Below are 25,495 nucleotides of genomic sequence, written 5' to 3'. Positions count from 1 at the left end.
GCTGTTCCGTTCTCGCTGGTGTCCGCTGGCCGGAGGTGACGGGGGGTGCGGGGGAGGCCTACAGGTCGGGGTCGGTGACGGTTCCGGCGTTCTTCTGCGCCTCGGCGGCCATCTCGAGGTTGCCGTTGGTGTAGGCGCGGGTGGCGGTGGCGCATCCGTCGATGGCGCTGGCGGTTTTGGCGGTCATGTTCTCCAGCGGGCCTTGGAAGTGGTCGGCGAACTCGGCGAGGGCGGTGTTGACCGGGAAGCTGTTGGCGTGCTTGGCCGCGTTGGTCATGTGTTCGCCCGTGTCGGTCAGGGTGCCGGCGAGTCCGCCGGTGCCGTCCTCGCCGCCTGCGTGGTTGAACACCTGCTTCAGTACCGCGTTGACGCCGTCGGGGTTGATGTCCCATGTGCTCATGGGCTTCGGTCTCCCTTCTCCGCGCTGGGAAACGTCGTGTCATGGGATGAACTCGGTGAGCTTATCGGGGTGGAGTGACACATGGCAGACGGTGAGGGTGTGATGACCGCAACCGGACAGGGGGGAGAGGGCGAGGGCGGGACCGGTCGGTGCTCCAGTGCGATGATCATGGGCTGGCATCCGGTCGTGTCCGTTTCGCCGGACTGGATCCCATGATCATCGGGGGTCGGGGAGGGGAATGCGTTTTCCCGTGCGCGTGGGGGCGGTCCTGGCCTCGAAAGCCGGGTATCGGTCAAGTGGGCCGCCCGGCCCCGACCCCTCCGCGGGACCGGGCGACCTTCCGGGGTGGTTCAGCGGGCGTCGGCCCGATGGAGTCGCTGCTGGACCTGGGCGAGGTAGCGGTAGGTGCGCTTGAACCCGGTCGTCGGGTTCGTGAGGATGTAGCGCCAGCCGTCGGGGGTGCGGTACCAGGTCAGCGTGTAGCCGCTAGCAGAGGCGCGTTCCCGTGCCTGGATGAAGACCGGTTCGAGGTGGGCGGGGGCGCGCTGGAGCATCACGTGTCACCTCCCGTGGCGTCGGCGATGGCGCGCCAGGTGGCGCGGTGGAAGGCCTCGTGCGCGAGGTCGCTGAGCCGCTGCATCGCCGCGGCACCCCGGACCGCTCCCGGGCCGGTGGTGGGGACGGCGAAGCGGGTGCGGTCGCCGAGCTCGATGAAGACCTCGCGGCCGTCGGCGCTGTCGACGATGTTCATCTCGTCGGGGTCGAGGTCGTGGATGTCGAAGGTGGTGCTCATCGGCCCGCCCCCGCTCCCGCGCCGGGGGAGGCGCTGACGAGGAGGTCGAGCTCGGCCCGTTCCTGTTCCGCCATGCGTCGGTCGCGGGGGTCGAGCTGGTAGCGGCGGACGTGGCTTGGGACGTCGATGTCGCCGAGCAGGTCGGCCAGGGCCGCGACGCTGGACGCGGCGACCGTGACGTCGGGGTTGACGCGGTGCGTCGCGGTGTAGGCGGCCAGGGCGTCATGGTCGTAGCGGAAGTTCCAGCGCGAGGCGTGCCGGGAGTACTCGGCGAGCCGGTAGAAGGCATCCCGGTCCGGGATGCGCCGCACCGGCCTTTCGCGACGTGGGCCGGGTTGGCGCGGCGGCGATGGCTGGGCGGCATCGGTGCTCGGGGCAGGGGTCTTCCCGGTGGCCGCGTGTCGCCCGGTCGGGACAGGTTCGCGGTCGGCGAGCCGCAGCAGGAGTACCGCTAGGGGGACGAGCAGATACATCAAGGTTCGCATGTGAAACCCCTCCGAAGGGGTTAGGTCGCCTGCCGGAGACGACCTGGAACTTGGGTAACTGCATAATGAACTGTGAACGTCAGAGTTTTCAAGTCAGAAAAAGAAACGTCATTTATGTCGTATTCATACCTGGTTCGCACGGTCTACGATCGACACGACGCGAACAGGCAGGTTGGGAGAGCGTGATGGCCGCACGTCAGCCGGTGATGCCGACAGTGGGGAAGCGGCAGCTGGCCCGGGAACTACGAAGCGCGCGTGAAGCCGCGCAGCTGACGATGGACCAGGTGGCTGAACAGCTCGATTGGTCCAAGGGGAAGGTCCACAACATCGAGACCGGCCGCTGGACGCGCGGCAATCTCACCGACCTCAGAGCCCTGCTCGACACCTACGGCGTGAACGACCCCGCCAAGCGCGAGGCGTTGGAGCAGCTCATGCGCGACGCGAAGAAGCCGGGGTGGTGGAGTAAATACAACGATGCCTTCGGCAGCGCCTTGCCCGCGTTCGAAGATGAGGCATCCGAGCTGTTCAGCTACGAGCCAAGCCTCGTACCCGGGCTGCTTCAGTCACCCGAGTACATCACGGAGCTCATGCGTAACTCTCCGCTACTCACGGCGGAGGAGGCGCAGCGCAAATGTGAGGCGCGCCAGCGGCGGCAGAAGGTTCTCACGCGGAGCAGTCCACTGGTCGCCAGGTTCGTCGTCGAGGAAGCGGCACTACAGCGTCTCGTGAACCTCCCTGAGGTCTTCCGGCCCCAGGTCGAGCACCTCATCGCGATGGGGGAAGACGACGGCAACCGCGTCACCATCCAGGTCATGCCGCTGCGCTCGGGGCTGCACGCGGTGCTCGGCCCGTCGTTTGTCATCCTTGATTTCCACGATGAGCTCGATCTGTCGATCGTCTACACCGAGTCGGTGGCGCGCGGCGCCTATCTGGAAGAAAAGGCGGAGGTGTCGATGTACCGCGCGCTCTTCGCCCGAGCGTGCGAGCAGGCACTTCGACCAGACGAGTCCATCGCTCTACTCAAGGACCTGCTGAAGCAGTAGCCCAAGACCTAGGACGACCCGATGCGCAAGTTCCCCACCCCCCTGGACCCCTCGTTCCGCAAGTCCAGCTACTCCACTTCGGGAGGAGATAACTGCGTTGAGGTGGCGTTCCGTGCTTCCAGCCACAGCGCCCCGAACTCCAACAACTGCGTCGAAGTGGCAGATCTGCCCAGAGGCGTGGCCGTGCGCGACTCACAGAACCCGAGACACGGGCACCTGGCGTTCGGAGCAGCTGAGTGGTCCGCCTTCCTCAATGTGGTGACAGGACATGACCTGTAGCTCGTCTACGACGACTGGTTACCCGATGGATTCCTCCTTTCCTCGCCTGAATTCTCTGTTCCGCAAGAGTTCGTACAGCTCGACCGCGAGAGAGTGCGTCGAGGTCGCAGCCTTGCCCGAGGGCGGGTGCGCCGTGCGGGACTCCGAGCGTCCCGAGGCTGGCCATCTGGCGTTCGACAGCGCGGAATGGGCCGCGTTCCTTCGGGGAGCACGGAAGTACGCGTTCTGACCCCAATGCTGAAGGCCCTGGCAGGTGCCGGGGCCTTCGCGTCTTCATCCAGCCCATCCACCCCCGAGGTTCCTTGGTCGGTGACCTCAACCAGCAGTTGGAGCCGGTCAACCCGGGGCGACCAGTTGTAGGGGGCTGTCACTGGACTATTCGCCGTCGAAGATGTCTGGGAGGGCGGTGGGGGCTAAGTTCGGTCGGAGCAGCTACTAACGAAGGACCGCCGTGGACGCCAGGACACTGCATGACATAGCCGCCGTTCCAGACCCCTTGGAGCGAGCCAGGGCCGCGTAAGCCAGATGAAGAAGGCGGGCGCCGGCGAACTGTCTGATCACAAGGCGCCGACAGGGCCGGTCGAGCCTCGGCCTCGGGTCCTGGTGGAGCGGGCCCTGCCGACCCCGCTGACGGTCCGCGGTTCCAAGTCCCTGTACATGACCGAGGCCGAACGCCAGGGACTCACCTCCGCACGGAAGATGCTGTTCGTCGGCCAGGAGCCCGCGAACGAGCATGTGGCCACCGCGCTTCGGGTGGAACCGGGGAACGCGGTGATCGCCCGTCGCAAGATGTTCTGGGCGAACGACGTGCCGGTGCGCATCGCCACCAGCTACTTCCGTGTGGACGTCGGAGAGAACACCCGACTGGACGGTGAGGGGTTCGTACTTCCCACGCTGCAGGCCGCGATCGAGGACCTGGGCCACACCTTCAGCCACGCCACCGAGACCCTGACCGCGCGGCCCGCGACACCCTATGAGGCCGACCTGCTCGATGTCGCCGGTGAGTGGGTGGTGGAGATCCTGCGGGTGAGCATCAGCACGGATGACATGCCCATCCACGCATTGGAGACGATCTGCGCGGCAAGCAGTCACGCCTTCCCGATCGGAGAAGCCGTCGGGTCCGACCAGTTCTGACCCTACTCATGCGGCAGGTCCCCGGCTGTTGAGACACCGGGGACCTTCGCGACATCCTGACGACGTTTCCCAAGGCGGTGCTATCCGGCGATGGATGCCCGGTTCTCGTCGAAGATCTCCGGGAGGGTGTTCGCGGAAGCCGTGCGCAGGTTGTCGGCACTCCGGGACCATCCCGCTGAGGGCCGACGCCTGGGGCGGCCGGTCCAGCGTCCCAACCTATCGAGCGGTACGGCGGATGCCATCGAACCTAAGGTCCTGTACATCAAGGACTTGCAGTGATGGTTCCGGCAGCGCCCCCCGCCCTATCGTCGCAGCATGTCATCTGAGGGGCGGGGTTAGATCACTATGGGAAAGCGAGCACTCATCGTCGGCGCCGGCGCGCTGGCCACGGTTGCGGCGGCCGCGGTCGCCATCGGGGTCCTCACCCCCGGAGAGCAGGAGCCGGACGCCACACCGGTGAGTCACGAGGGGATGGTGGAGGGGGCCATCTGGGTCGCCGACGAGGCGAGTGACAGCCTCACCGCGATCGACGCCGCCACTCACGAGGTCGTCGCGACGCTGACCGGTATCAGAAGTCCCCACAACGTCCAGGTCTCTCCCGACGGTGCAAGCGTGTGGGCGGTGAGCGGTAGCGACTCGCAGGCCATCGCGGTCGACGCCGCGACCCTCGACCTCCGAGCGGCGGCCCCGACGGGCGCCCACCCGGCCCACGTGATCGTCACTCCTGATGGCCGAAAGGTCTACACCACCGACGGCGACGACGGCACCGTCTCCGTGCTCGACGCCGAGACAGGCGACAACGTGGCGACGATCCCGGTCGGTGCATATCCACACGGCCTCCGTCCCAGCCCCGACGGAACGTCGGTGTACGTGGCCAACGTCGAGGACGGCACGGTCAGCGTCATCGACACGGCCACCGATGAGCGTGTCGCCGACATCGAGGTCGGTGAGACCCCCGTCCAGACCGCTTTCTCTAGCGACGGCCGGTTCGCCTACGCCACGCTGCGGGACGAGGACGCCCTCGCCAGGATCGACGTCGCCGAGCAGCGGCTGGTCGACAAGGTGACGGTCGGCTCCGGTCCCATCCAGGTCTACGCCACCCCTGACGGCAGCCACCTCCTCGTCGCCAACGAGGGCAGCGAGGAGGATCCGGGCACGACCGTCTCCATCATCGACGCCGAGAGCTTCGAGGTCGTCAGTACCGTTGAGACGGGGCAGGGCGCGCACGGCATCGTCATCGAGCCGTCGAGCCGCCACGCCTACATCACCAACACCTACGCCGACGAGGTCGCGGTGCTCGACCTGGTCGACAAGGAGGTCGTGGCGCGTATAACCGTCGGCGAGCGGCCCAACGGGATCAGTTACACGCCCGTCACCCCCACTGTCGAGCCGGGAAGCTCGGTCGGGCTGCCTGTCCCCGAAGGTGAGGACCACACGGCCCCCGACCACTGACACCGCCCGCGGGGAAGGCATGCCGACGAATACGACGATGGGGCCCGGAGTTCGACTCCTGGCCCCATCGTGGCGTGAGACTCAACCCGACTCTGCCAAGGCTGCGGCCAGGCCGCCGTCCGGCAGGTCATGGGCGGCCGCCTTCTCCCAGCGCTTCAGACCGGGGAGCCCGAGGATCCCGAAGTCCCTGCGCAGCCACAGTCGAGGGTTTAGGATATTCTTAAGTAGCAGTGGGTGATGACAGGAGGGGCGGATTGGCTGAGTGGGACATCTTCCTCACTGACGAGGTGGGGGGAATTCCTTGACGGTCTCTATGCCGCAGATCCTGAGTCCCACAGACTCGTCAACCAGGCGATCCTGGTGCTGGAGCGCAACGGGCCGGCAGAAGGTCGACCGTTGGTCGACACCATTACAGCTTCGAACATCCCCAACATGAAGGAGCTGCGACCCGGATCGACGGCGCGTAGCGAGATCCGCATACTGTTCGTCTTCGACCCTTGGCGTTCGGCGATACTGCTCGTAGCGGGGGACAAAGCAGGGAACTGGCGGCGGTGGTATCGGGATGCAGTGCCCCGGGCGGAGTGGCTGTATGAGACCTACGTGGCGGAGCGCCGGAAGGAAGTGGAGCCGTGAGCGGGTATCAGCGTTGGCGGTCCAGCGGTCACCTTGAGCGTGCGATCGAGACCGCTGGGGGTGTCGACGAGTTCGAGAGCGGTGTTCGCCGACTGCAGGAAGAGGCGCAGGGGTGGCGGTTGGCCGAGATGCGCAGGCGTCGGCACCTGACGCAGGCGCAGGTCGCCCAGCGGATGGGCGTCTCGGTGGCCCGGGTCTCGCAGATCGAGCAGGGGGACGTGTCGACCAGGGAGTCCCTTGACCGGTACGTCACCGCTCTGGGTGGGACTCTCAAGCTTGTTGCGGACTTCGGGGATGAGCAGCTGAAGGTCGGCTGACGTCCGTCCCCGCGAAAGCGCGGCGGGGCGGGACCAGTGGTCCCGCCCCGCCATTGCCGTGACCGACCGACGCCTATTCGCCGTCGAAGATCTCCGGGAGGGTGCTCTCGTAGGCCGTGCGGAGGTCGGCCAGGGCGATGTCGAAGCCGCCGCCCGGGTGGGTGACGGACAGGGACGTGCCGCCGACCGTGCCGAGTTCCTTCGCCGGGACGCCGTGGCGGTCGCACAGTTCGGTGAACGCGGCCTCGGCGTCCGGGCGGACGACCACGATCGCGCGGGCCGTGGACTCGCTGAACAGTGCGACGAACGGGTCGTCGGTCAGGGTGACGCGGCAGCCGGTGCCGCCGCGCAGGGCCGACTCCGCGAGTGCCACCACCAGGCCGCCGTCGGACAGGTCGTGGGCGGCCGCGATGACGCCGTACTCGGCGCCGCTCGCCAGGACCTCGCCCAGTGCGGCCTCCGCCGCCAGGTCGACCTTGGGCGGCAGCCCGCCCAGGTGGCCGTGGACGACGTCGGCCCACACCGACCCGCCCAGCTCCTCGGCGGTCTCGCCGAGCAGCAGGATCTTGGCGCCGTCCGTGTCCGGACCGAACGCCGAGGTCAGCCGGTCGTTGACGTCGTCGATCACGCCGAGCACGCCGATGACCGGCGTCGGGTTGATCGCCGCGTCCCCCGTCTGGTTGTAGAAGCTCACGTTGCCGCCGGTCACCGGGGTGCCGAGCTGCTTGCAGGCGTCCGCCAGCCCCTTGGTGGACTCGGCGAACTGCCACATCACCCCCGGGTCTTCCGGCGAGCCGAAGTTCAGGCAGTTGGTCACCGCCAGCGGGCGGGCACCGGTGGCCGACACGTTGCGGTACGCCTCGGCGTAGGCCGCCTGCGTTCCCGTGTAAGGGTCGAGGCGGGTGAACCGGCCGTTGCCGTCCGTCGCCAGCGCGATCCCGCGCTCGCCGTCCTCGGTCACCCGCACCATGCCGCCGTCGTGCGGTGTGGCCAGCACCGTGTTGCCGAGCACGTAGCGGTCGTACTGCTGGGTCACCCAGTTCGGGTCGCACACCCCCGGGGCCGCGAGCACGCGCAGCGCCTGGTCGCGCAGCTCCTCGTCGGTCTTGGGCTTTTCCAGCCGCGCCGGGGTGTCGGCCTGCAGGTCGTCCTGGCTGCCCGGGCGGGCGAACGGCCGCTGGTAGACCGGCCCCTCGTCGGAGGCGGTGCGCGGCGGCATGTCCACCACGGTCTCGCCGTTCCAGGTCATCACCAGCCGCCCGCCGCGCGCGGCCTCGTCCGGCGTGACGTCGGTGACCTCGCCGATCTCGGTGGCGAGGATGTTCCACTTCGCGCACACCGCCATGAACGCGTCGAGCTTCCCCGGCTCGACGATGGCCATCATGCGCTCCTGCGACTCGCTCATCAGGATCTCTTCGGGCGTGAGCCGCGGGTCGCGCAGCGGGACCCGGTCCAGCTGGATCCGCATGCCGCCGGTGCCGCCCGCCGCCAGCTCGGTGGTGGCGCACGAGACGCCGGCCGCCCCCAGGTCCTGGATGCCGACCACCAGGTCCTGGGCGAACAGCTCCAGGCTGCACTCGATCAGCAGCTTCTCCAGGAACGGGTCACCCACCTGCACGCTCGGCCGCTTGGCGTGGCTCTCCTCGTCGAAGGTCGCGCTCGCCAGCACCGACGCGCCGCCGATGCCGTCCGGGCCGGTCGTCGCCCCGAACAGCACGACCTTGTTCCCCGGGCCCGGCGCTTGGGCCAGCTTGATGTCCTCGTGCTTCATCACGCCCACGCACAGCGCGTTCACCAGCGGGTTGGCCGCGTACTGTGCACCGAACCCGATCTCCCCGCCGATGTTGGGCAGCCCCAGGCAGTTGCCGTAGAAGGAGATGCCGGAGACCACCCCGGGCAGCACCCGGCGGGTGTCGGGGGCGTCGGCCGGGCCGAAGCGCAGCGCGTCCATCACCGCGATCGGCCGCGCGCCCATGGTGAGGATGTCGCGGACGATCCCGCCGACGCCGGTGGCCGCGCCCTGGTGCGGCTCGACGTAGGAGGGGTGGTTGTGCGACTCGATCTTGAACGTCACCGCGTAGCCGTCGCCGACGTCCACCACGCCCGCGTTCTCACCCATGCCGACCAGCAGTGCGTCGCTCTGCGGGGCCTTCTCCCCGAACTGCCGCAGGTGCACCTTGGAACTCTTGTAGGAGCAGTGCTCGCTCCACATGACCGAGTAGATCGCCAGCTCGGCGGCGGTGGGACGGCGGCCCAGGATGTCGCGGACGCGCTGGTACTCGTCGTCGGCCATGCCGAGCTCGGCGTACGGCTGCGGGTTCTCCGGCGTGCTCTCGGCCGTGGCGACGGTGTCCAGCAGGGTGTGCTTGGCTGCTTCGGGCATCGGGTTTCCGTTCGGGATGTGCGGTGTTCGACCGGCGGGTTCGTGGGCGTCGGTCAAGAGAGCGGATCCTGCATGTGCGCGATCACCAGGCCGGCGGTGCTCCCCGGGGTGTAGGGAGAGGTGCTGCCCTGGACCAGGACGGACCCGTTGGTCAGGTAGGTGTCGCTCAGCGGGGCGTCGTCGGGGCCCTCGGCACCCTCGGGGAGGATCCGGCCCCAGCCTTCGTCGATGAGGTGCTGGTAGACGGCCTCGACCGCCTCCTCGCCGTCGCGCGCCTCATCGTGGGTGACGGCGACGACCCGGTAGCACTCGCGCTGCTCGCACTGCTGGCCGAGGTCGGTGTACTCGGCGTCGTCGGGGGCGTCGCCCAGCGCCGCCATCTCGGGGGCGGGGATCGGTGCGCCGGCCTCCCGCTGGTCGCCGGCCTGCTGGGCGAAGAAGGCGTTGAACAGCCCCACCGCACCGGTGGCCACGAGGGCGACGGTGACAACGGCGACCAGGAGGATCATCATCCTCCGAGAGCGAAGCAGTGCCATCATTGAGAAACGTTCCCCCAGGTCGCTGCGGTACTCGGGTCAGCCTCCGGCGGTCGCCGTCGCGCCGGCCACCGGTGAGCCGTCGGCGAGGTGGGCGAGAACCGAGGTGAAGAAGCCCAGGCCGTCGACGGACGGGCCGGTCAGCGCCTCGACCGCGTGCTCCGGGTGCGGCATCAGGCCGACGACGTTGCCGTGCTCGTTGGTGATGCCCGCGATGTCGCGGCGCGAGCCGTTGGGCGCGGCGCCGGCGTAGCGGACGACGACCCGGCCGGTGCGCTCCAGCTCGTCGAGGGTGGCGTCGTCGGCGACGTAGGCGCCCTCCCCGCTCTTCAGGACGACGAGGATCTCCTCACCCGGGGTATAGCGGTTGGTCCAGGCGGTGGCGGTCGACTCGACGCGCAGGTACTGGTCGCGGGTGATGAAGCGGAGCGAGGAGTTGCGGGTGAGCGCGCCCGGCAGCAGGTGGCTTTCGCACAGGATCTGGAAGCCGTTGCAGATGCCCAGGACCGGCAGGGCGCCCGACCTCGCGGCAGGGATCAGCTCGGTCATGATCGGGGCGAATCGGGCGATGGCGCCGCAGCGCAGGTAGTCGCCGTAGGAGAATCCGCCGGGCAGCACCACCGCGTCCACGCCCTTGAGGTCGTGGTCGTCGTGCCAGAGGGCGACGGGCTCGGCGCCGGCGATGCGGATCGCGCGCATCGCGTCGGTGTCGTCCAGGGAACCGGGGAAGGTGACGACGCCCACACGGGCTGTCATGGGCACTCTCCGAAGGGATCGTCGATGTGGAGATCGGGCGATTGGTGAACCGAGGTCGACACGACCGGCGCATCCGGTCCCGAGGTTACCTGCTGACCTCTGCTCTCGGGGTGGCGGGTCGCGGGTGGTGTCGCGGGTGGTGTCGCGGGTGGCGCGGAAGGTGGCGGCCACACGTGTCGGCGGTCCGCGCGCGCCGGCGGCCGGGAGGCCTGCGGGTTCAGGAGTGCAGGCGCTCGGGCGGGCGCCGGGAGGCGGGGATGGTCGCGGCCGATCGGCGGGCGCCGCGGCGCGACGGCTCGGCGGGGTGGAGCTGCTTGCACATCCAGACGGTGACGCCGCCGGAGCGGCTGGCGTGGAAGGCGACGCTGTCCATCAGGGCCCTCATCAGCAGAATGCCCCTTCCCGACTCCCATTCGAGTTCTGGAAGAGGCACCCGGCCCGCCCGGAATTCCGGTCCTGTGTGGCTGACCTCCAGGAGGCACAGCGACGGGCGGAGTCGCAGCCGGACTTCGTAGTCGGGTGCGGGGGCTCCGTGGTCGACGGCGTTGGCGCACGCCTCGGTGGCGGCGATGAGGATGGGGAACGCGCAGTCACCGCAGATGCCGTGGACGCGGAACGCGGTGCGGAGGACGTCCCGCATCACGGTGACGGTGTATGCGTGGCGGGGGAGGGTGATCGAGAATTGCTCGTCCATGTATCAACCCTCACGGCCGACCTGTCCCTTACTGAGGAAGCTTCCCGGGGGACACGGGGCGAAACGGGACGCTCGGGCCGTTAGGGGGTGGATGTGCGAGCTGTAGGGGCGAACCCCGACCCGTTGGGGTCCCTCCTCCGTTGATCTCGGGCGTATCGACCGAATATCGGAGGAAACTCGGTCGATACGCCCGAGATCAACGGAGGTAAGTGGCGGCGTCAGGCGACGCGGAGCTCGAAGTCCTCGATGACGGGGTTGGCGAGCAGGGTCTCGGCGAGGCGGCGGATGTCGGCGAGCTTGGCGTCGTCGACCTCGCCGTCCACCTCCACCTCGAAGCGCTTGCCCTGGCGCACCTGGGTGACGCCGTCGAAGCCGAGGCGGCCGCACGCCCCCACGATGGCCTGGCCCTGAGGGTCCAGGATCTCCGGCTTGAGCATGACGTCGACGATGACGCGGGCCACGGGGTCCTCCACGGTTGTGCCGCACTTCACAGGCTCGGGTGGGCGCCTCTCCGGATGCGGTCGGAGGGGGCCGGGATCAGCGTACGGCACCTGCGCACACTCCGGGCTGGCGGGGCTCCGCGGCCCTTTCCTCTTACCGCACGCTTACCTGTCGGCGGTACCGTTTCGTCCGATTCGTGACACTCATCACCCCGGTATGGAGCATCGACTTTAGCCGTTCCGTGCGTCTACCAGGGTGGCAGCGATCATCCGGTCGTCTCTAAGGGGGAGATTTGGCGACCATCGAACTCGAACGCGGCGCCGCTACCGCAGAAGCCCCGGACACCCACGAGGAACTGGACTTCGTCGCGGCCGTGACCCCGTACGCCGACCAGCTGTACCCGACCGCGCTGCGCATGACGCGCAACGCCGCCGACGCCGAGGACCTGGTCCAGGAGACCTTCACCAAGGCGTTCGCCAACTTCCACCAGTTCAAGGCAGGGACGAACCTCCGGGCCTGGCTCTACCGGATCCTGACCAACACCTTCATCAACGGCTACCGCAAGAAGCAGCGCGAGCCGCGGCAGGACTCCACCGACGAGATCAAGGACTGGCAGCTCGCCGCCGCCGACGCCCACGCGTCGACCGGCTCCCGCTCCGCGGAGATGGAGGTGCTCGACCACCTCCCCGACTCCGACATCCGCGTGGCGCTGGCGGAGCTCCCCGAGGAGTTCCGGATGGTCGTCTACCTCATCGACATCGAGGGCTACTCCTACAAGGAGGTCGCGGCCCGGATGGGGACGCCGCTGGGCACCGTGATGTCGCGGCTGCACCGCGCCCGTCGCCAGCTCCGCGAGATGCTCACCGACTACGCCCGAGAGCGGGGCGTGCGCGCGGCCGCCTGAGCCGCGCCTCCCGGCCGGAACTTCCCGACCGGTGCTTCCCGCCGAACCCATAACGCACAGAGGGACGTCACGTATAGTGACGTCCCTCTGTGCGTTCGGTGATCGTTTCGCGGGTGCGGCGACTCACTTGAGCGGCGTGCCGGACCGGCGTGATGGGGTTCGTCGGATGTCCGAATTTTTCTTCGGATGGCCTTGCGAAAGGTAGGAAGTCCTGGTAGTTGCGCTTTTCGGGTTCTCGGACATCATGGGTTGCAACCGAAAAGGTGCCAACGAGGCCTTGCGCCAACCGTGGTGAGTTCTGTCACGATGTCGGTAGGGCTGCCTGCCCATACCCGTTACCCCGGGTAAGCGGGCTGAGATCCGGCCGACCAGCGGTACCCCGCGAGATCGGCCCCGAGACCCCCGAGGAGCGACAGGTGTCGGACAACACCGCGCATGAGGAACCGGAGCTGGTCCAGCTCCTGACCCCGGAGGGGGTGTTCACGGAGCACCCCGACTACCCGCTCGACATCGACCCTGAGGAAGTGCGCGGGCTCTACCGCGACCTCGTCCTGGTCCGCCGGGTCGACCAGGAAGCGGTGGCGCTGCAACGCCAGGGCGAACTCGGCCTGTGGGCCTCGCTCCTCGGCCAGGAGGCGGCGCAGATCGGCTCCGGCCGCGCGCTGCGCCCGGACGACATGGCCTTCCCCTCCTACCGCGAACACGGCGTGGCCTGGTGCCGCGGCATCCAGCCCCGCGAACTGCTCGGCATGTTCCGCGGCGTGACCAACGGCGGCTGGGACCCCAATGAGCACGGGTTCCACCTCTACACCATCGTCATCGGCAGCCAGGCCCTGCACGCCACCGGCTATGCGATGGGCGTGCAGCGCGACGGCTCCGTCGGCGAGAACGGGTCCGCCGTCATCTCCTACTTCGGCGACGGCGCCACCAGCCAGGGCGACACCAACGAGGCGTTCAACTTCGCCGCGGTCAACAACGCCCCCGTCGTCTTCTTCTGCCAGAACAACCAGTGGGCCATCTCCGAGCCGCTGGAGCGCCAGTCCCGCGTCCCGCTGTACAAGCGCGCCTCCGGGTTTGGCTTCCCCGGCGTGCGCGTCGACGGCAACGACGTCCTGGCCTGCCTCGCCGTCACCCGCTCCGCGCTGAACAACGCGCGCGAGGGCCAGGGGCCCACCCTCATCGAGGCGTTCACCTACCGCATGGGCGCGCACACCACCAACGACGACCCCAGCCGCTACCGCGTCGCCGCGGAGCTGGAGGAGTGGGAGCGCAAGGACCCGATCCTGCGGATGCGCGCCTACCTGGAGAACGAGGGGCTCGCCGACGACGCGTTCTTCGCCCAGGTCGAAACCGAATCCGACCGGCTCGCCGAGCGGGTCCGCCACGAGTGCCGGACCATGTCCGACCCCGACCCGCTGGACATCTTCGCCGAGGTCTACGCGGAGCCGAACGTCCACATCGACCGCCAGCGCGCGGAATTCGCCGACTACCTCGCCTCGTTCGAGGACAGCGGCGCGGAAGGGGGCCGGTGAAGAAGATGAGTACCAACCTGACGATCGGCAAGGGCATCAACGCGGGACTGCGGCGCGCCATGGAGGCCGACCCCAAGGTCCTCATCATGGGCGAGGATGTCGGCAAGCTCGGCGGCGTGTTCCGGGTCACCGACGGCCTGCACAAGGACTTCGGCGCCGACCGGGTCATCGACACTCCGCTGGCCGAGTCCGGGATCATCGGCACCGCCATCGGCCTGGCCCTGCGCGGCTACCGGCCGGTGTGCGAGATCCAGTTCGACGGCTTCTTCTTCCCCGCCGCCAACCAGACCTTCAGCCAGCTCGCCAAGATGCGGCGGCGCTCGGCCGGCAAGCTGAAGCTGCCCGTCGTGATCCGCATCCCCTACGGCGGCGGCATCGGCGCGGTCGAGCACCACAGCGAGTCCCCCGAGGCGTACTTCACGCACACCGCCGGGCTGCGCGCGGTCACCGTGGCCAACGCCGTGGACGCCTACTGGATGATCCAGCAGGCCATCGCCTCCGATGACCCGGTGATCTTCTTCGAGCCCAAGCGGCGCTACTACGAGAAGGCCGAAGTGGACACCGAGGCGCCGCTGCACGCGGCCGCCCCCATGGGCGGCGCCCGCATCGCCCGCCCCGGCACCGACGCCACCCTCGTCGCCTACGGCCCCATGGTCAAGACGGCCCTGCAGGCCGCCGCGGCCGAAACGGAGCGCTCGATCGAGGTGGTCGACCTCCGCTCCCTCGCGCCCGTCGACTACGACACCGTCGTCGAGTCGGTGAAGCGCACCGGACGCCTCATCGTCACCCACGAGGCGCCCCTCACCGGCGGGCTGGGCTCCGAGCTCGCGGCCCGCGTCACCGAGGAGTGCTTCTACCACCTGGAATCCCCGGTCATCCGCGTCGCGGCGTTCGACACCCCCTACCCCCAGTCGCGGTTGGAGGAGCACTACCTGCCCGACCTCGACCGGGTCCTTGACGGTGTCGACCGAGCGTTCGCGTACTAAGAGGGAAAGCCAGGGGAACAATGGGTCAGCAAGGAATTCAGGAGTTCCGCCTGCCCGACGTGGGCGAAGGGCTGGTCGACGCCGAGATCCTGCAGTGGTACGTGCAGCCCGGCGACGAGGTCACGGTCAACCAGATGATCTGCGAGATCGAGACCGCCAAGGCCGCCGTGGAACTGCCCAGCCCGTACGCGGGCACCGTCACCGAGCTGCTGGTGGAGGCGGGGGCGACGGTCGACGTCGGCACCGTGATCATCCGGGTCGACACGGGCGGCGGCGCCGCACCGGACCGGGCCCCGGCGGGTGAGGGCGCGGCCGAGGAGGAAGAGGAGCGCGAGAAGCCGCTGGTCGGCTACGGCGAGAAGGCCGGGGCCACGCAGCGTCGCCGACGCAGAAGTCCGCAGCCCGCGGGCGCCTCGGCGGCTCCGGCGGCTCCGGCGGCTTCGGCCGGAACGGCGGCGCCCGCGGCGCCGCAGGTTCAGCCACCGGTCGCGCCGCAGCCTCCGCAGCCCGCGGCCGCCGCACAGCCCGCGTCGTCGGCGCCGCTCAACGGCGGCCCCACGCGCGTCCTGGCCAAGCCGCCGGTGCGCAAGCTCGCCAAGGACCTGGGGGTGGACCTGCGCACGATCACGCCCACCGGTCCCGGCGGCACTGTGACCAGGGAGGACGTGCGCCGCCACAGCGAGGCCGCGGTTCCGGCCGTTCCGGCCCCGGCGCCGGAAGCGGTTCCGGCAGCGGCGGAGGCCCCTGCGGCGGTCGCGGCCCCGGCCGCGGGCGTGGCCGCCGGCGAGCGCGAGCAGCGCATCCCGATCAAGGGCGTGCGCAAGCGCACCGCCGCGGCGATGGTGAACAGCGCGTTCACCGCCCCGCACGTCACCGAGTTCCTTCAGGTCGACGTCACCAAGACGATGAAGGCCGTGCGCAAGCTGCGGGAGCGCCGCGAGTTCGCCGACGTCAAGGTCTCCCCGCTGCTGCTGGTGGCGCGCGCCCTGCTCACCGCCGTGCGGCGGCACCCGGAGGTCAACGCCTCGTGGGACGAGCAGGCCCAGGAGATCGTGGTGAAGAACTACGTGAACCTGGGGATCGCCGCGGCGACCGAGCGCGGCCTGGTCGTGCCCAACGTCAAGGACGCCCACGCCAAGCCGCTGCCCGAACTCGCCCGGGAGCTGCAGAACCTGACCGACACGGCGCGGCAGGGCAGGACCACCCCGGCCGACATGACCGGCGGCACCATCACCATCACCAACGTCGGCGTCTTCGGCGTCGACGCCGGCACGCCCATCCTCAACCCGGGCGAGGCCGCGATCCTGGCGTTCGGCCAGATCCGCGACATGCCGTGGGTGCACAAGGGCAAACTCAAGGTCCGCAAGGTGACGACGCTGTCGTTGTCCTTCGACCACCGCCTCGTCGACGGCGAGCTGGGCTCGAAGGTGCTGCGCGACGTCGGCGCGGTGCTGGAGGACCCGGAGACGGTGGCCCTCGCCTGGGGCTGATCTCTCACTCCCACACACTGTCGGAATCACGGACCGGCCCCGGGAGCAGCCTTCCCGGGGCCGGTCCGCGTCCATGCCGATGCCCGTACCGGCCCCGGTGGGCATCACAGGCGGCGCTGCCCCACCGGTTCCACGCGCCCGCCGAGGTCGATCGCGTCCGCGCCGTCGCCGTCGTCGGCGGGTCCGGTGAGGATCCGCGAGGCCTTCCCCTGGTGGATGTCCAGCGGTCGGCCGAGCTCGCCGGTGAGGACCATGGCGGCGGCGCCCGTCGCCTCGTCTTCGACATTGAACCAGCGGCGCGGCCGGTACGTGTCGTAGGCAGAGGGCCGCCCCTGTTGTCCACAGCATGTGGATGTGGATCTAGCGCGGGCAGGGGCGGCTCCCATCCCCTCGTTCGCGCGGTCGTCCCCGGGGCTCGCCCGGCCCCTGCGGCGGCCGTGCTTTTCGTGTGCCCTCCTGGCCGGATCCGGCCACCGGGAACCGTACCGGAACCCTCCCGCCGACCGCAGGGAACCGGCCATGCCACGGGGGCTTCCAGCGAGATCGTGGACGTGCCCATCCGGTAGGCGGGTCCACCACCGGACGCACGCGACATTCGGGAACGGTGCGAGGGGCGCCTCGACGACCTCCGGGCGATGCCGGGCGGCTCCTCGGCCTCCTAGAGTCCCTACCACCGACGTCCTACCGGTAAGGAGGCCGATAGTGGTGGTGCCCAGCCCTTCGCTCCGCACGGGTGTCATCTGCAGCATGGTGTGCCTGATCGCGATGCTCGGGGTCAGTTTGCTGGCCTGGGACGCGCTGCCGGCGCTCAGCACGACCCGGGAGGCCACGGAGCACCGCGCGGCCACCGAAGTGCCCCGGTGGGTGATCGCCACGTCGTTCCCCGCCGTTACGGTTCTGCTCACCGTCCTGATAGTCGCCCACCGGCCGATCGACAGGGCCTTCGCGAAGGCCGTCGAACGGGTCCTTCCTCTTCCGGCCGAGGACGAAGCGACGAAGACCAGCAACCTCAACGTGGTGCTGGCCGTGCTGGCGCCGTTCCTCCTGGCACTGCACTGCGTGATCCTCGCGGTGGAGACCGGTCGGGACTTCCCCGTCCTCCCCGTCGTCCTCGCTCTGGTCGCCGCGCTCCTGGTGGCGCTCGGCCTGCTCCTCGGCCGCTACGTTGCCGGGGACCTTGCCTCCCTGGCGCGTGCGATCAGGAAGTCAGGCCCGTGACCCCGGCAGGGGCCCGGTCCGGCGTCGGCGGCGTTGGGCGGAGATCCAGCGGACGACGGCGACCACGCCGATGACGGTGAGGGCGAAGCTCGCGCCGACGCGGATCAGCACCGGGATGAACGGGGAGTTGGCGAGGTTGTAGACGAGGTGGGCGGCCATGAACGACCACACCAGCGGCACCTGGCGGTAGACGAGCAGGAACCCGGCCATCCACACCGCGGTGAGCGCGAGCGCCTGGGGCCCGTAGTAGAGGTGGAAGGGTGTGCGCAGCACGACCAGGACCAGCAGCTGCGCCGGCCACCCCCAGCCCAGGCGGGTCATGACGGCCATGGGCAGCGCCAGGATCAGCAGTTCTTCCACCACGCCGCCGTGGACCTCGGTGAGGAGCACCTGCCACGGCTCCGCCGCGGCGTGCGGCGTCGGCCATTCGGGGAACAGGAACAGCGTTTCGAAACCGAGCTTCATGGCCAGGTAGGCAGCGCCCGCCGCGCCGACGGCCCGCCACAGCGTCTCGCCGCGCAACCCCAGTTCGGTGCCGGAGAGGCGCAGCCACCGGTGGGCCAGCAGGTGGGCGAGAGGCGCGACGGCGAAACCGAGCGCGAACGTCGAGGAGGCGACGATGAGCGCGGCCGGGCGCGGCAGGTCGATCTCGACCGGGGAACCGACCAGGATGCCGACGGCCACCACGCTGGAGAACCCGAAGGCGAGCAGGTAGCCCACGACGACCAGGGACCAGGCACGGGCCGACCACCCGCCCTGCGCAGGCCGTTCGGCGGCCGGTGATGGAGAGCTGTCGGTCATCGCGCCAGCTTAGGTCGGCTGCGGCGGGCCCGGACCCGGCCGTCGACCAAGGAACACCCCCACTTCGGTCAACGGTCGGCAAGAAGCCGCGACGCCTCCGGTGCCAGACTGAAGGAGAGACGACGGTGACGATCGACGGGCGGCGAAGGCTCGGACCGACCATGCGAGGGGAGGGGACCGGCGATGACACTGACGCTCCGCTTCGCCCCGGAGCTGCGCTTCTTCCTCGCCCCGCGGCACCGTGGCGGGGTGGTCCGGCTCGACCACGACGACACCGCCGGCATCGGGCACGTCGTGCAGTCCCTCGGTGTTCCGCTGACGGAGGTCGGCACGCTGCGCGTGTGCGGCCCGGAGCCGGACGGCCCCGGAGGGGGAAACCCGGGGCCGACGGAGCGGGAGGTCGGCGCCGAGTACCGCGCGCGGCCGGGCGACGTCGTCGATATCGCGCCGCCCCAGCTGCCGCAGCCGCTCCCGGTGTCGCCGACCCGGTTCGTGCTCGACGTCCACCTGGGGACGCTGGCCCGCCGCCTCCGCCTGGTCGGCGTCGACACCGCCTACCCCGACGACTTCGCCGACGACCGGCTGATCGACCTGGCCAACACCGAGCGGCGGGTGCTGCTCACCCGCGACCGCGCGCTGCTGTTCCGCCGCCGCCTGTGGCTGGGCGCCCATGTCCGCGCCGACGACCCCGACGACCAGCTGACCGAGGTCCTGGCGCGCTTCGACCCGCCGCTGGACCCGTGGACGCGCTGCCCGGCCTGCAACGGCGACCTCGTCGGGGTCGCCAAGGCCGAGGTGACCGACGAGCTGATGGCGGGCACACGCGCCACCTACGACACCTACTCGCGCTGCGGCCCCTGCGGCCAGGTCTACTGGCCCGGCGCCCACCACCGGCGCCTCCTGCACATCGTCGACCGAGCCCGCCGCGCCGTCGCCCGGTAGCGCGGGAGGAAGCAGCGGCGGGGCGTTGAGCGGGCCGCCGCGGGGCTGCGTCCGGTGACGGCGGGGCCGGCGCCGTCACCGGACGCGCGGAGGGCTGCTACCGCGGCTTCTTCTGCGGCCAGCCGAAGTACTCGGCGGCCCGAAGGACCAACGAGAACATCGCGGCCGACTCGGGGATGGTGTGGCCGTGGAGGTCGACGCGGCCGCCGTCGCGCAGCCAGATCTTGATGTCGCCGGCGGGGTTGTTGCCCGAGGAGTACTTCAGCGCGACGACGTCCTGCCAGTGCACGGACTGGAACTTGGCGCCCTTGCGGACCGTGAGGCCGTTCTCGAAGACGTAGGCCGTCTTGCGGCGCCGGTTCAGCGCGGCCATCCACAGCAGGAACGTCACGGCCGGGGCGATCATGAGGATACGCAGTACGAAGTCGGGCGTCTCGTAGCCGGACGTCTCGATGACGACCGGGACCGCGACCAGCGCCACCAGACTGATCAGGAAGTTCACCCCGCCGCGCCACGGGCTTGCCGTCTCGGCGTGGGCGCTGACGGGGTCGCCGAGCTGCCGCCGCTGGGCCTCCTGGGCCACGACGGCGGGAAGCGGGGCCATCGGCGGCCACGGCACCGGCTGCGGGGACGGCAGGGCGGCGGGGTCCTGCTGCGCCGCCCGCCCGGGGCCGACAGGGCCGAACTGCGCCCCGTAGCCCTGGGCCGCGGCGGCCGGGTCCGCGGGCGGCTGCGCCCAGGCGGGCAGGGGGCGGGGCGGGGTCGGGTACTGCTGCATTCTTCGGGGAATCCGATCTACCGCGGAACAGCGATGCGGAATAAGGGGATGGGGAAGATCGGGGGGTAGCGGGGGGTGGTCACGGGCCGAGCCTGCGGCCCGTGAAGTCAGGTGGGTCGGTCGACGGCGCAGGACGCCCGTGCGGGTGTCGGCCGCTCCGAACGGTTCGGCCTCCTACCGGGAAGGGCCCTTCCGGCGACCACGCGGGTGTCGGCCGCTCCGGCGCGTACGGCCGTTCGCGGTCAGGTCGCCCATCCCGCCACCAGCGGGTAGCCGTCCAGCGAGGCGTCGTGCGGGACGGGGAAGTCGGCCTCCTGGCTCGCCTTGCCGTCCTCCAGGTCGATCCGGTACCAGGTCGAGTCGGTCTGCAGCAGCACCGCGTCGCGGTCGGGCGCGGGCGCGTACTGCACGACGGCGCCATCGCCCGGGGCAAGAAGCTGGGTGGTGGTGTAGCCCTGGCCGCTGTCATCGAGCGTGATGAGCTGCGCCCCGCCGTCGCCGCCCGACGCGCCGCCGTCCTGGCCCTGGGGTCGGCCCTGGGCCTGGCCTCGGGCGGCGGGGCCGACGATGATGCCGCCCTCGCCCCACACAGGGGCCGACTCCAGGCTCTGCCACTGCTTCCCGCCGACCGTCAGGGTCGCGTTCATCAGGTGCTCGCCGTTCTTGCGGACGGTCAGCGAGCTGCCGTCCTGACCGGTCATCTGCGCGATCGGCACCTGCTCGCGGATGTGCAGCGCGTCGTCGGGCGTCAGCGTCCAGGGGTCGGGCTTGCCGTCCTCACCGGCGGGCAGCTGACCGGCCTGCTTGGGGGAGGAGGTCGGGTCCTCCAGCGGCACCGACATCACGCGCACGCTCGGCGGAGAACCTTGCGCCTGTGTCCGCGCGGAGAACCAGATGCGGTCCCCCTGGATCCGCGGCTCGCCCCACTCCTCGGAGGCCTGCGGGGTGATCGCCGACACCGGTTCATAGGCCGTCCGATCGGCGTTGAGCTGGGCCAGCTGCAGGTCGGTGGCGTCGGGCGTCGCGTAGACGAAGAACTGCCAGTCCTCGGAGAACATCGCGTAGGCGGGAATCCCGGGGACCATCGGATCGAGCGCCCGCTCCGGCAGCGCGATGGCCGTCTTCTCGGTGCCGTCGTCGGGGTCGACGAACACGAGAGCCTGGCTCTCCTCCGGGTCGCCTCCGTCGTAGCCGCGGAAGAGGAGTGCCAGCCCGGTGAGCTTCGCCTCGGCCTCGGCCTCGGAGTCGCCCCCGCCGCCCCCGCCCGTCGTTCCGGACGCACCGCTACAGGCACTGGTGAGCAGCAGAGCGACCCCGGCCGCGATCCCGACCAGCGCACGCGCGCGACGCATACATCCGCCTTTCCGAACGAAGAACGGGACGGTTCCGACCCTCGACGCCCCACGAGGGAGACGGGCACATCGGCGGCGTTTCCTGCCGACAGCGCCCGATACCCAACAAACGCCCCAGACCAGTATGACCGTGCTCCGTGACAACCCACTAACTCGCGGGGAACCCCACCCGACGCGCAGCCCCCTCCCATCCCCGCCACCAACTGCCCCTCCGCACTTTGACCGCTCGGCCTGCCCTCAGTGGCCACATCAGGTCATTCCAGGACTTCACCGCCGGGAAGAACACAGACGGGGTCCCGCACGCCCCACGGGGTCGGTAGAGAAGGGGCGCGGGACCTGGCTACTCGAAGGGTGGCCTCCAGACGATCGGCGCCTGCGCGCTCCTCTTCGGGGTGGCGGCGACGACCGTGAGGCGTTCACACCGCGGGCAGGTCATCTCGGCGGGGGGAGGAAACCGTGCCTCATGGCCTCGGTGACGGCGGCGGTGCGGTCGGAGACGTTGAGTTTTTGGAAGGTGCGGACCAGGTGGGTCTTGACGGTGGTCGCGCTGATGTGGAGTTCGCGGCCGATCTCGGTGTTGGTGCGGCCCGCTGCTGCCAGGCGGAGGACGTCGACCTCGCGGGCTGACAGTTTGGGGGCCTCGCGCTGTTCGCGGAGGCCGTTGACGAGGCGGGTGGCTACGCGCGGGGGCAGGACCGTCTCGCCGCGGGCCGCCGAGCGGATGGCGGCGGTCAGTTCGGTGCGCGGGGCGTCCTTGAGCAGGTATCCCGCGGCGCCGGCTTCCACCGCGCGGAGGATGTCGGTGTCGGTGTCGTAGGTCGTCAGGATCAGCACGCGGCACCGCGGGTGCCGCTCCAGGAGGCGTGCCGTCGCCTCGACACCGTCACCGCCGGGCATGCGCAGGTCCATGAGGACGACGTCCGGCCGGTGGACGGCGGCCAGCGCCAGTGCCTCGCCGCCGGACGCCGCCTCGCCGACGGTCTCGAAGCCGTCCTCTGCGGCGAGCATCCCGTGCAGCCCCTCCCGGACGACGGGGTGGTCGTCGACGATCAGGATCCGGGTCACGGCGCGGCTCCGGTTCTCATCAGGGGGATCTCCATTCGGAACTCGGTCCCGTGGCCGGGCCTGCTGTCGATGGTGCACGTTCCGCCCGCCTCCTCGGCACGCCGCCGCATCCCGGGCACGCCGTGGCCGGCTCCGATGTCCTCGGGGCGGAACCCGCGCCCGTTGTCGCGCACGACGAGTTCGACGCGGTCGGTGCCGTAGCGGAGGACGACCTCGGCTCGGGACGCCTCGGCGTGCCTGCGGATGTTGGCGAGGGACTCCTGCGCGGCGCGCAGCAGGTCGACCTGGAGGGGTGCGTCGAACGCTGTCGGCTCACCCGTCACCGCGCAGGTGACGTCGATGTCGAGCTCCTCGGCGAGGCGCGCCGTGATGCGCTCCAGCGCCTGCTTCAAGGACCCGCTGCCCGCCGCCAGTGGTGCGTGGCCTGCGACCAGGGCGCGGGCCTCGGCGAGGTTCTCCCGCGCCGTCCGCGCGACCAGGTCGACGTGGCGCCGCGCCCGTTCCGGGTCGGTGTCCAGTTCACAGCGGACGGCCTCGGTCAGCGTGATGATGCTGGTGAACCCCTGTGCGAGGGTGTCGTGGATTTCCCGCGCCATTCGCGTCCGCTCGGCCAGGGCCCCGCGCTCCGCCGAAAGCCGGGCGATCTCGCGCTGGCTCTCGTGCAGCTCCCGGAGCAGCTGGGCGCGCTCCTCGCTGCGCGCCAGCACCTGGTGGATCCACACCCCGAGGGTCAGCGACGAGGCGACCATCAGGGTCCCGGCGATGAGGATGCTCAGTGGCGGCTCGCCCTGGATCGGCCACCACACCACCGACGGCAGCCCGACGAAGAACACCAGCAGGCAGCCGACCGCCCAGCCGGGCGCCAGCAGCATGAAGCACTGCGGGATGACCGCCAGCAGCAGGACGTAGTACACCAGCGACTGCCCGGTCAGGGGGAGGAACACCGCGGCCGCCAGGACGATCGCCGCGGCCGTGCGGGGCGAGAGTGCCTGTGTCGGGTCGTCGCGCAGCACCACGGGCCGGATGAGCACCGCGTAGCAGAGGGCGAGCAGCCCCACCAGGACCGGACCCATCCAGACCGGGCCCGCGGACGGTACGGCCACGCCGAGGACGGCGGCCCCCGCATAGACGAGTGTGAAGCACGCGTCCCAGCCCCGGAACTCCCGGTGGTGGCCGGGTTCCGGGGGTGTGGACGACCCTGCCTCCGCCTGGCCGTCAACGGCACTGTCTCGGCGCGGCCACATTCTTCGCCCCACTCCTCCCGCTCGTCCACCCTGCCGTATGTCGTACGCCGACCCGCCGTCAGCCGTCGTTCTTTCCCTTCCACCGGAAGGTGGTCAGGCACAGCACGAACCCCGCCACGCACCATATGAGGAGGACGAGCGCGATCTGGTCGTAGGCCCAGACCCCCGCGTACTCCAGGGCGGCGGCCTCCTCGGGGAGGAACACGCCGCGCAGCCCCTCGGCCATCCACTTCAGCGGGAAAACCGCGGCGAGGATGTTGACCGAATCCGGCAGCATCGACGGCGGCAGGTACACCCCGGACACGAACTGCAGCCCCAGGAACGGGAAGACCACCACGGCCTGCGCCGCGCGGCCCGACCGCGGGACACTGCTGACCGCGATGCCGAGGAGCCCGCAGGCGGTCAGGCCCAGCACCGCGACCCACAGCAGCGTCCACCACTCTGCCGCCGACGCGGGCAGCTCCAGTCCGTAGGAGGCCACCCCCATGCCCAGCAGGACCGCGACCTGGACCAGGGCCGTGGCCAGGACCAGCCACAGCTTGCCCAGGAAGTAGGCGGCCTTCGGCATCGGTGTGCCGCGCAGCCGCCGCAGCACCCCGTTGTCGCGTTCGATCGCGATCGCGATGCCCAGGCTCTGGAAGCTCACCGACATCAGGGCCATCGCCATGATGGTCGCCACGTACCACTGCGCCCGGTCGACGTCGGCGTCGGCGAACCCGTCGAAGATCAGGGAGAAGAGGACCAGCAGAAACGCGGGCATCAGGAAGGTGAACAGCACCTGCTCCCACTCGCGGAAGAACCACCGGATTTCGAGCACGCCCCGGTGCAGGCCGACGGTCCAGGCACCGGGAACCCGCCGACCCGGACGCGGCCCTTCGGCAGCGGTGATCGTGGGCGTGGTCATGCGGACACCTCCTCGCGCGACGCCGCCACGGTGCTCGCCGCCGGCGCGCCGTCCGCGGAACCGGCCCGGGTCAGCTCCAGGTAGACGTCCTCAAGCGTCCGCCGCCGCACGTTCAGGTCGGGCACCTCGCCGCCGAAGCGGTCGGCAAGCTCGCCGACGACGCGCGTGGGCTCGTCGGTCTCCACCTCCCGGTGGTGCCCGTCCTCCCGCCAGCGGACCGCCGACCTGCCGGTGGCCCGGCCGCCCAGGGTCGCGGTGTCGCCCTCGGCCACGATGCGGCCGTCGGCGATGACGGCGGCGCGGTCCGCCAGCGCCTCGGCCTCGTCCAGGTAGTGGGTGGTGAGCAGGATGGTGGTGCCGTCGTCGGCCAGGGACCGGATCAGCCCCCAGAACGTTCGCCGCGCGGCGGGGTCGAACCCGGTCGTCGGCTCGTCGAGGAAAAGGAGCTCGGGGCGGCCGACGATGCCGAGCGCGACGTCCAGCCTGCGGCGCTGCCCGCCGGACAGGACGGGGACGGGCGTGTCCGCCTTCTCCCGCAGCCCGACCATGGCGAGGACCTCCTCGGGGTCGCGCGGGTCGGGGTAGTAGTGCGCGAAGTGCCGGAGGGTGGCCCGGGCGCTGAGGGGCGTGGACTCCACGTCCTTCTGCCAGACGATCCCGACCCGGGCGCGCCAGCCCCGCCCGGCGCGCTGCGGGTCCTCGCCCAGGACGCCGACCTCTCCGGCGTCGCGCGTCCGGAACCCCGCCAGGATCTCCACGGCCGTGCTCTTCCCCGCCCCGTTGGGCCCGAGCAGCGCGAAGACCTCGCCCCGCTCGATGTCCAGGTCGAGCCCGCCGACCGCGACCGTGCCCGCGTACGACTTCCGGAGCCCGCGGACGGTGACTGCGTGTTCTGTCATGCCTTCAACGGTCGCGTGCGGCGGCGTTCGGGGG

The 25,495-nt window shown here is 70.4% G+C and carries 30 protein-coding genes; 13 read left to right on the top strand and 17 right to left on the bottom strand.

The genetic code is table 11. The annotated features are described in order from the left end of the window. Positions 1–58: 58 nt before the first annotated feature. From HNR23_RS20630 to HNR23_RS20615, 4 genes are all read right to left on the bottom strand, one after another. Positions 59–400, bottom strand: a complete 342-nt coding sequence (locus HNR23_RS20630; RefSeq protein ID WP_184077882.1) for a DUF6507 family protein — start codon at positions 398–400, stop codon at positions 59–61. Positions 401–750: 350 nt separating this feature from the next. Next, complete coding sequence (locus HNR23_RS20625; protein ID WP_184077880.1) at positions 751–954, bottom strand: hypothetical protein; 204 nt, start codon at positions 952–954, stop codon at positions 751–753. Next, a complete protein-coding gene (locus tag HNR23_RS20620) occupies positions 954–1,193 on the bottom strand; it encodes a hypothetical protein (RefSeq protein ID WP_184077878.1) in 240 nt (79 codons plus the stop codon). The genes HNR23_RS20625 and HNR23_RS20620 overlap by 1 nt, the downstream gene beginning before the upstream one ends. Continuing rightward, positions 1,190–1,678, bottom strand: coding sequence for a hypothetical protein (locus HNR23_RS20615; RefSeq protein ID WP_184077876.1), 489 nt, complete (start codon positions 1,676–1,678; stop codon positions 1,190–1,192). The genes HNR23_RS20620 and HNR23_RS20615 overlap by 4 nt, the downstream gene beginning before the upstream one ends. Before the next feature lie 185 nt (positions 1,679–1,863). On the opposite strand from HNR23_RS20615, the gene HNR23_RS20610 reads away from it, so the two are divergent. The 7 genes from HNR23_RS20610 (at position 1,864) to HNR23_RS20580 (ending at position 6,536) form a co-directional block, all read left to right on the top strand. Continuing rightward, a complete protein-coding gene (locus HNR23_RS20610) occupies positions 1,864–2,721 on the top strand; it encodes a helix-turn-helix domain-containing protein (protein WP_184077874.1) in 858 nt (285 codons plus the stop codon). 21 nt (positions 2,722–2,742) lie between these two features. Continuing rightward, a complete protein-coding gene (locus tag HNR23_RS20605) occupies positions 2,743–3,000 on the top strand; it encodes a DUF397 domain-containing protein (protein ID WP_184077872.1) in 258 nt (85 codons plus the stop codon). Beyond that, a complete protein-coding gene (locus tag HNR23_RS20600; RefSeq protein ID WP_343070640.1) occupies positions 2,990–3,229 on the top strand; it encodes a DUF397 domain-containing protein in 240 nt (79 codons plus the stop codon). The genes HNR23_RS20605 and HNR23_RS20600 overlap by 11 nt, the downstream gene beginning before the upstream one ends. A gap of 374 nt (positions 3,230–3,603) precedes the next feature. Next, positions 3,604–4,134, top strand: coding sequence for a UTRA domain-containing protein (locus HNR23_RS20595; protein WP_343070639.1), 531 nt, complete (start codon positions 3,604–3,606; stop codon positions 4,132–4,134). A gap of 345 nt (positions 4,135–4,479) precedes the next feature. Then, positions 4,480–5,586: a YVTN family beta-propeller repeat protein gene (locus HNR23_RS20590; protein WP_221308185.1), complete on the top strand. Its 1,107-nt coding sequence runs from the start codon at positions 4,480–4,482 to the stop codon at positions 5,584–5,586. A gap of 237 nt (positions 5,587–5,823) precedes the next feature. Next, positions 5,824–6,219, top strand: coding sequence for a type II toxin-antitoxin system RelE/ParE family toxin (locus tag HNR23_RS20585; protein WP_343070772.1), 396 nt, complete (start codon positions 5,824–5,826; stop codon positions 6,217–6,219). Beyond that, positions 6,216–6,536, top strand: a complete 321-nt coding sequence (locus tag HNR23_RS20580) for a helix-turn-helix domain-containing protein (RefSeq protein WP_184077868.1) — start codon at positions 6,216–6,218, stop codon at positions 6,534–6,536. Before HNR23_RS20585 ends, HNR23_RS20580 begins: the two co-directional genes overlap by 4 nt. Before the next feature lie 73 nt (positions 6,537–6,609). Here HNR23_RS20580 and purL read toward each other — a convergent pair whose 3' ends face one another. The 5 genes from purL to purS form a co-directional block, all read right to left on the bottom strand. Further along, positions 6,610–8,919, bottom strand: coding sequence for a phosphoribosylformylglycinamidine synthase subunit PurL (gene purL, locus HNR23_RS20575; RefSeq protein WP_184077866.1), 2,310 nt, complete (start codon positions 8,917–8,919; stop codon positions 6,610–6,612). Positions 8,920–8,972: 53 nt separating this feature from the next. Further along, positions 8,973–9,458 carry a hypothetical protein gene (locus tag HNR23_RS20570; protein WP_184077865.1) on the bottom strand — a complete coding sequence of 162 codons (486 nt, stop codon included), beginning with the start codon at positions 9,456–9,458 and terminating at the stop codon, positions 8,973–8,975. A 36-nt stretch (positions 9,459–9,494) separates the two neighbouring features. Beyond that, entirely contained in the window at positions 9,495–10,211 is a 717-nt protein-coding gene (gene purQ / locus HNR23_RS20565; RefSeq protein WP_184077863.1) for a phosphoribosylformylglycinamidine synthase subunit PurQ, read from the bottom strand. 217 nt (positions 10,212–10,428) lie between these two features. Continuing rightward, positions 10,429–10,905: an ATP-binding protein gene (locus tag HNR23_RS20560; RefSeq protein WP_184077861.1), complete on the bottom strand. Its 477-nt coding sequence runs from the start codon at positions 10,903–10,905 to the stop codon at positions 10,429–10,431. Between the two features lie 218 nt (positions 10,906–11,123). Continuing rightward, entirely contained in the window at positions 11,124–11,366 is a 243-nt protein-coding gene (gene purS / locus HNR23_RS20555; RefSeq protein ID WP_184077859.1) for a phosphoribosylformylglycinamidine synthase subunit PurS, read from the bottom strand. A gap of 272 nt (positions 11,367–11,638) precedes the next feature. Between purS and HNR23_RS20550 the strand changes: the two genes are divergently transcribed. From HNR23_RS20550 to HNR23_RS20535, 4 genes are all read left to right on the top strand, one after another. Next, positions 11,639–12,250, top strand: coding sequence for a sigma-70 family RNA polymerase sigma factor (locus HNR23_RS20550; RefSeq protein ID WP_184077857.1), 612 nt, complete (start codon positions 11,639–11,641; stop codon positions 12,248–12,250). Positions 12,251–12,666: 416 nt separating this feature from the next. After that, entirely contained in the window at positions 12,667–13,782 is a 1,116-nt protein-coding gene (gene pdhA / locus HNR23_RS20545; RefSeq protein WP_184077855.1) for a pyruvate dehydrogenase (acetyl-transferring) E1 component subunit alpha, read from the top strand. 5 nt (positions 13,783–13,787) lie between these two features. After that, complete coding sequence (locus HNR23_RS20540; RefSeq protein WP_184077853.1) at positions 13,788–14,768, top strand: alpha-ketoacid dehydrogenase subunit beta; 981 nt, start codon at positions 13,788–13,790, stop codon at positions 14,766–14,768. Between the two features lie 20 nt (positions 14,769–14,788). After that, a complete protein-coding gene (locus HNR23_RS20535; protein ID WP_184077851.1) occupies positions 14,789–16,258 on the top strand; it encodes a dihydrolipoamide acetyltransferase family protein in 1,470 nt (489 codons plus the stop codon). A gap of 104 nt (positions 16,259–16,362) precedes the next feature. Here the strand turns inward: HNR23_RS20535 and HNR23_RS20530 are convergent, their stop codons facing one another. Next, the gene (locus tag HNR23_RS20530) at positions 16,363–16,512 is read right to left on the bottom strand and encodes a hypothetical protein (RefSeq protein ID WP_246421816.1); all 150 of its coding nucleotides are present in this window, start codon (positions 16,510–16,512) and stop codon (positions 16,363–16,365) included. 451 nt (positions 16,513–16,963) lie between these two features. Here HNR23_RS20530 and HNR23_RS20525 point away from each other — a divergent pair, with 451 nt between their 5' ends. Beyond that, entirely contained in the window at positions 16,964–17,476 is a 513-nt protein-coding gene (locus tag HNR23_RS20525) for a hypothetical protein (protein ID WP_184077849.1), read from the top strand. Here HNR23_RS20525 and HNR23_RS20520 read toward each other — a convergent pair. Continuing rightward, entirely contained in the window at positions 17,465–18,277 is an 813-nt protein-coding gene (locus tag HNR23_RS20520) for a CPBP family glutamic-type intramembrane protease (protein ID WP_184077847.1), read from the bottom strand. The two genes, HNR23_RS20525 and HNR23_RS20520, sit on opposite strands and share 12 nt — an antisense overlap. A 183-nt stretch (positions 18,278–18,460) precedes the next feature. Here HNR23_RS20520 and HNR23_RS20515 point away from each other — a divergent pair, with 183 nt between their 5' ends. After that, positions 18,461–19,219 carry a Mut7-C RNAse domain-containing protein gene (locus tag HNR23_RS20515; RefSeq protein WP_184077845.1) on the top strand — a complete coding sequence of 253 codons (759 nt, stop codon included), beginning with the start codon at positions 18,461–18,463 and terminating at the stop codon, positions 19,217–19,219. Positions 19,220–19,316: 97 nt separating this feature from the next. Here the strand turns inward: HNR23_RS20515 and HNR23_RS20510 are convergent, their stop codons facing one another. From HNR23_RS20510 to HNR23_RS20485, 6 genes are all read right to left on the bottom strand, one after another. Beyond that, a complete protein-coding gene (locus HNR23_RS20510) occupies positions 19,317–19,997 on the bottom strand; it encodes a hypothetical protein (protein ID WP_184077843.1) in 681 nt (226 codons plus the stop codon). 242 nt (positions 19,998–20,239) lie between these two features. Continuing rightward, positions 20,240–21,349: a hypothetical protein gene (locus HNR23_RS20505; protein ID WP_184077841.1), complete on the bottom strand. Its 1,110-nt coding sequence runs from the start codon at positions 21,347–21,349 to the stop codon at positions 20,240–20,242. 432 nt (positions 21,350–21,781) lie between these two features. Next, the gene (locus HNR23_RS20500) at positions 21,782–22,414 is read right to left on the bottom strand and encodes a response regulator (RefSeq protein WP_184077839.1); all 633 of its coding nucleotides are present in this window, start codon (positions 22,412–22,414) and stop codon (positions 21,782–21,784) included. After that, a complete protein-coding gene (locus tag HNR23_RS20495; RefSeq protein ID WP_184077837.1) occupies positions 22,411–23,658 on the bottom strand; it encodes a sensor histidine kinase in 1,248 nt (415 codons plus the stop codon). The genes HNR23_RS20500 and HNR23_RS20495 overlap by 4 nt, the downstream gene beginning before the upstream one ends. Before the next feature lie 58 nt (positions 23,659–23,716). Further along, positions 23,717–24,562: an ABC transporter permease gene (locus tag HNR23_RS20490; RefSeq protein WP_184077835.1), complete on the bottom strand. Its 846-nt coding sequence runs from the start codon at positions 24,560–24,562 to the stop codon at positions 23,717–23,719. Further along, positions 24,559–25,461: an ABC transporter ATP-binding protein gene (locus HNR23_RS20485; RefSeq protein WP_184077833.1), complete on the bottom strand. Its 903-nt coding sequence runs from the start codon at positions 25,459–25,461 to the stop codon at positions 24,559–24,561. The genes HNR23_RS20490 and HNR23_RS20485 overlap by 4 nt, the downstream gene beginning before the upstream one ends. Positions 25,462–25,495: the final 34 nt, after the last annotated feature.

The organism is Nocardiopsis mwathae (assembly GCF_014201195.1).
Classification (GTDB): Bacteria; Actinomycetota; Actinomycetes; order Streptosporangiales; family Streptosporangiaceae; genus Nocardiopsis_C; species Nocardiopsis_C mwathae.
Note: the sequence above shows the minus strand (reverse complement) of the source record. Positions and strands in the feature narration are given on the sequence as shown.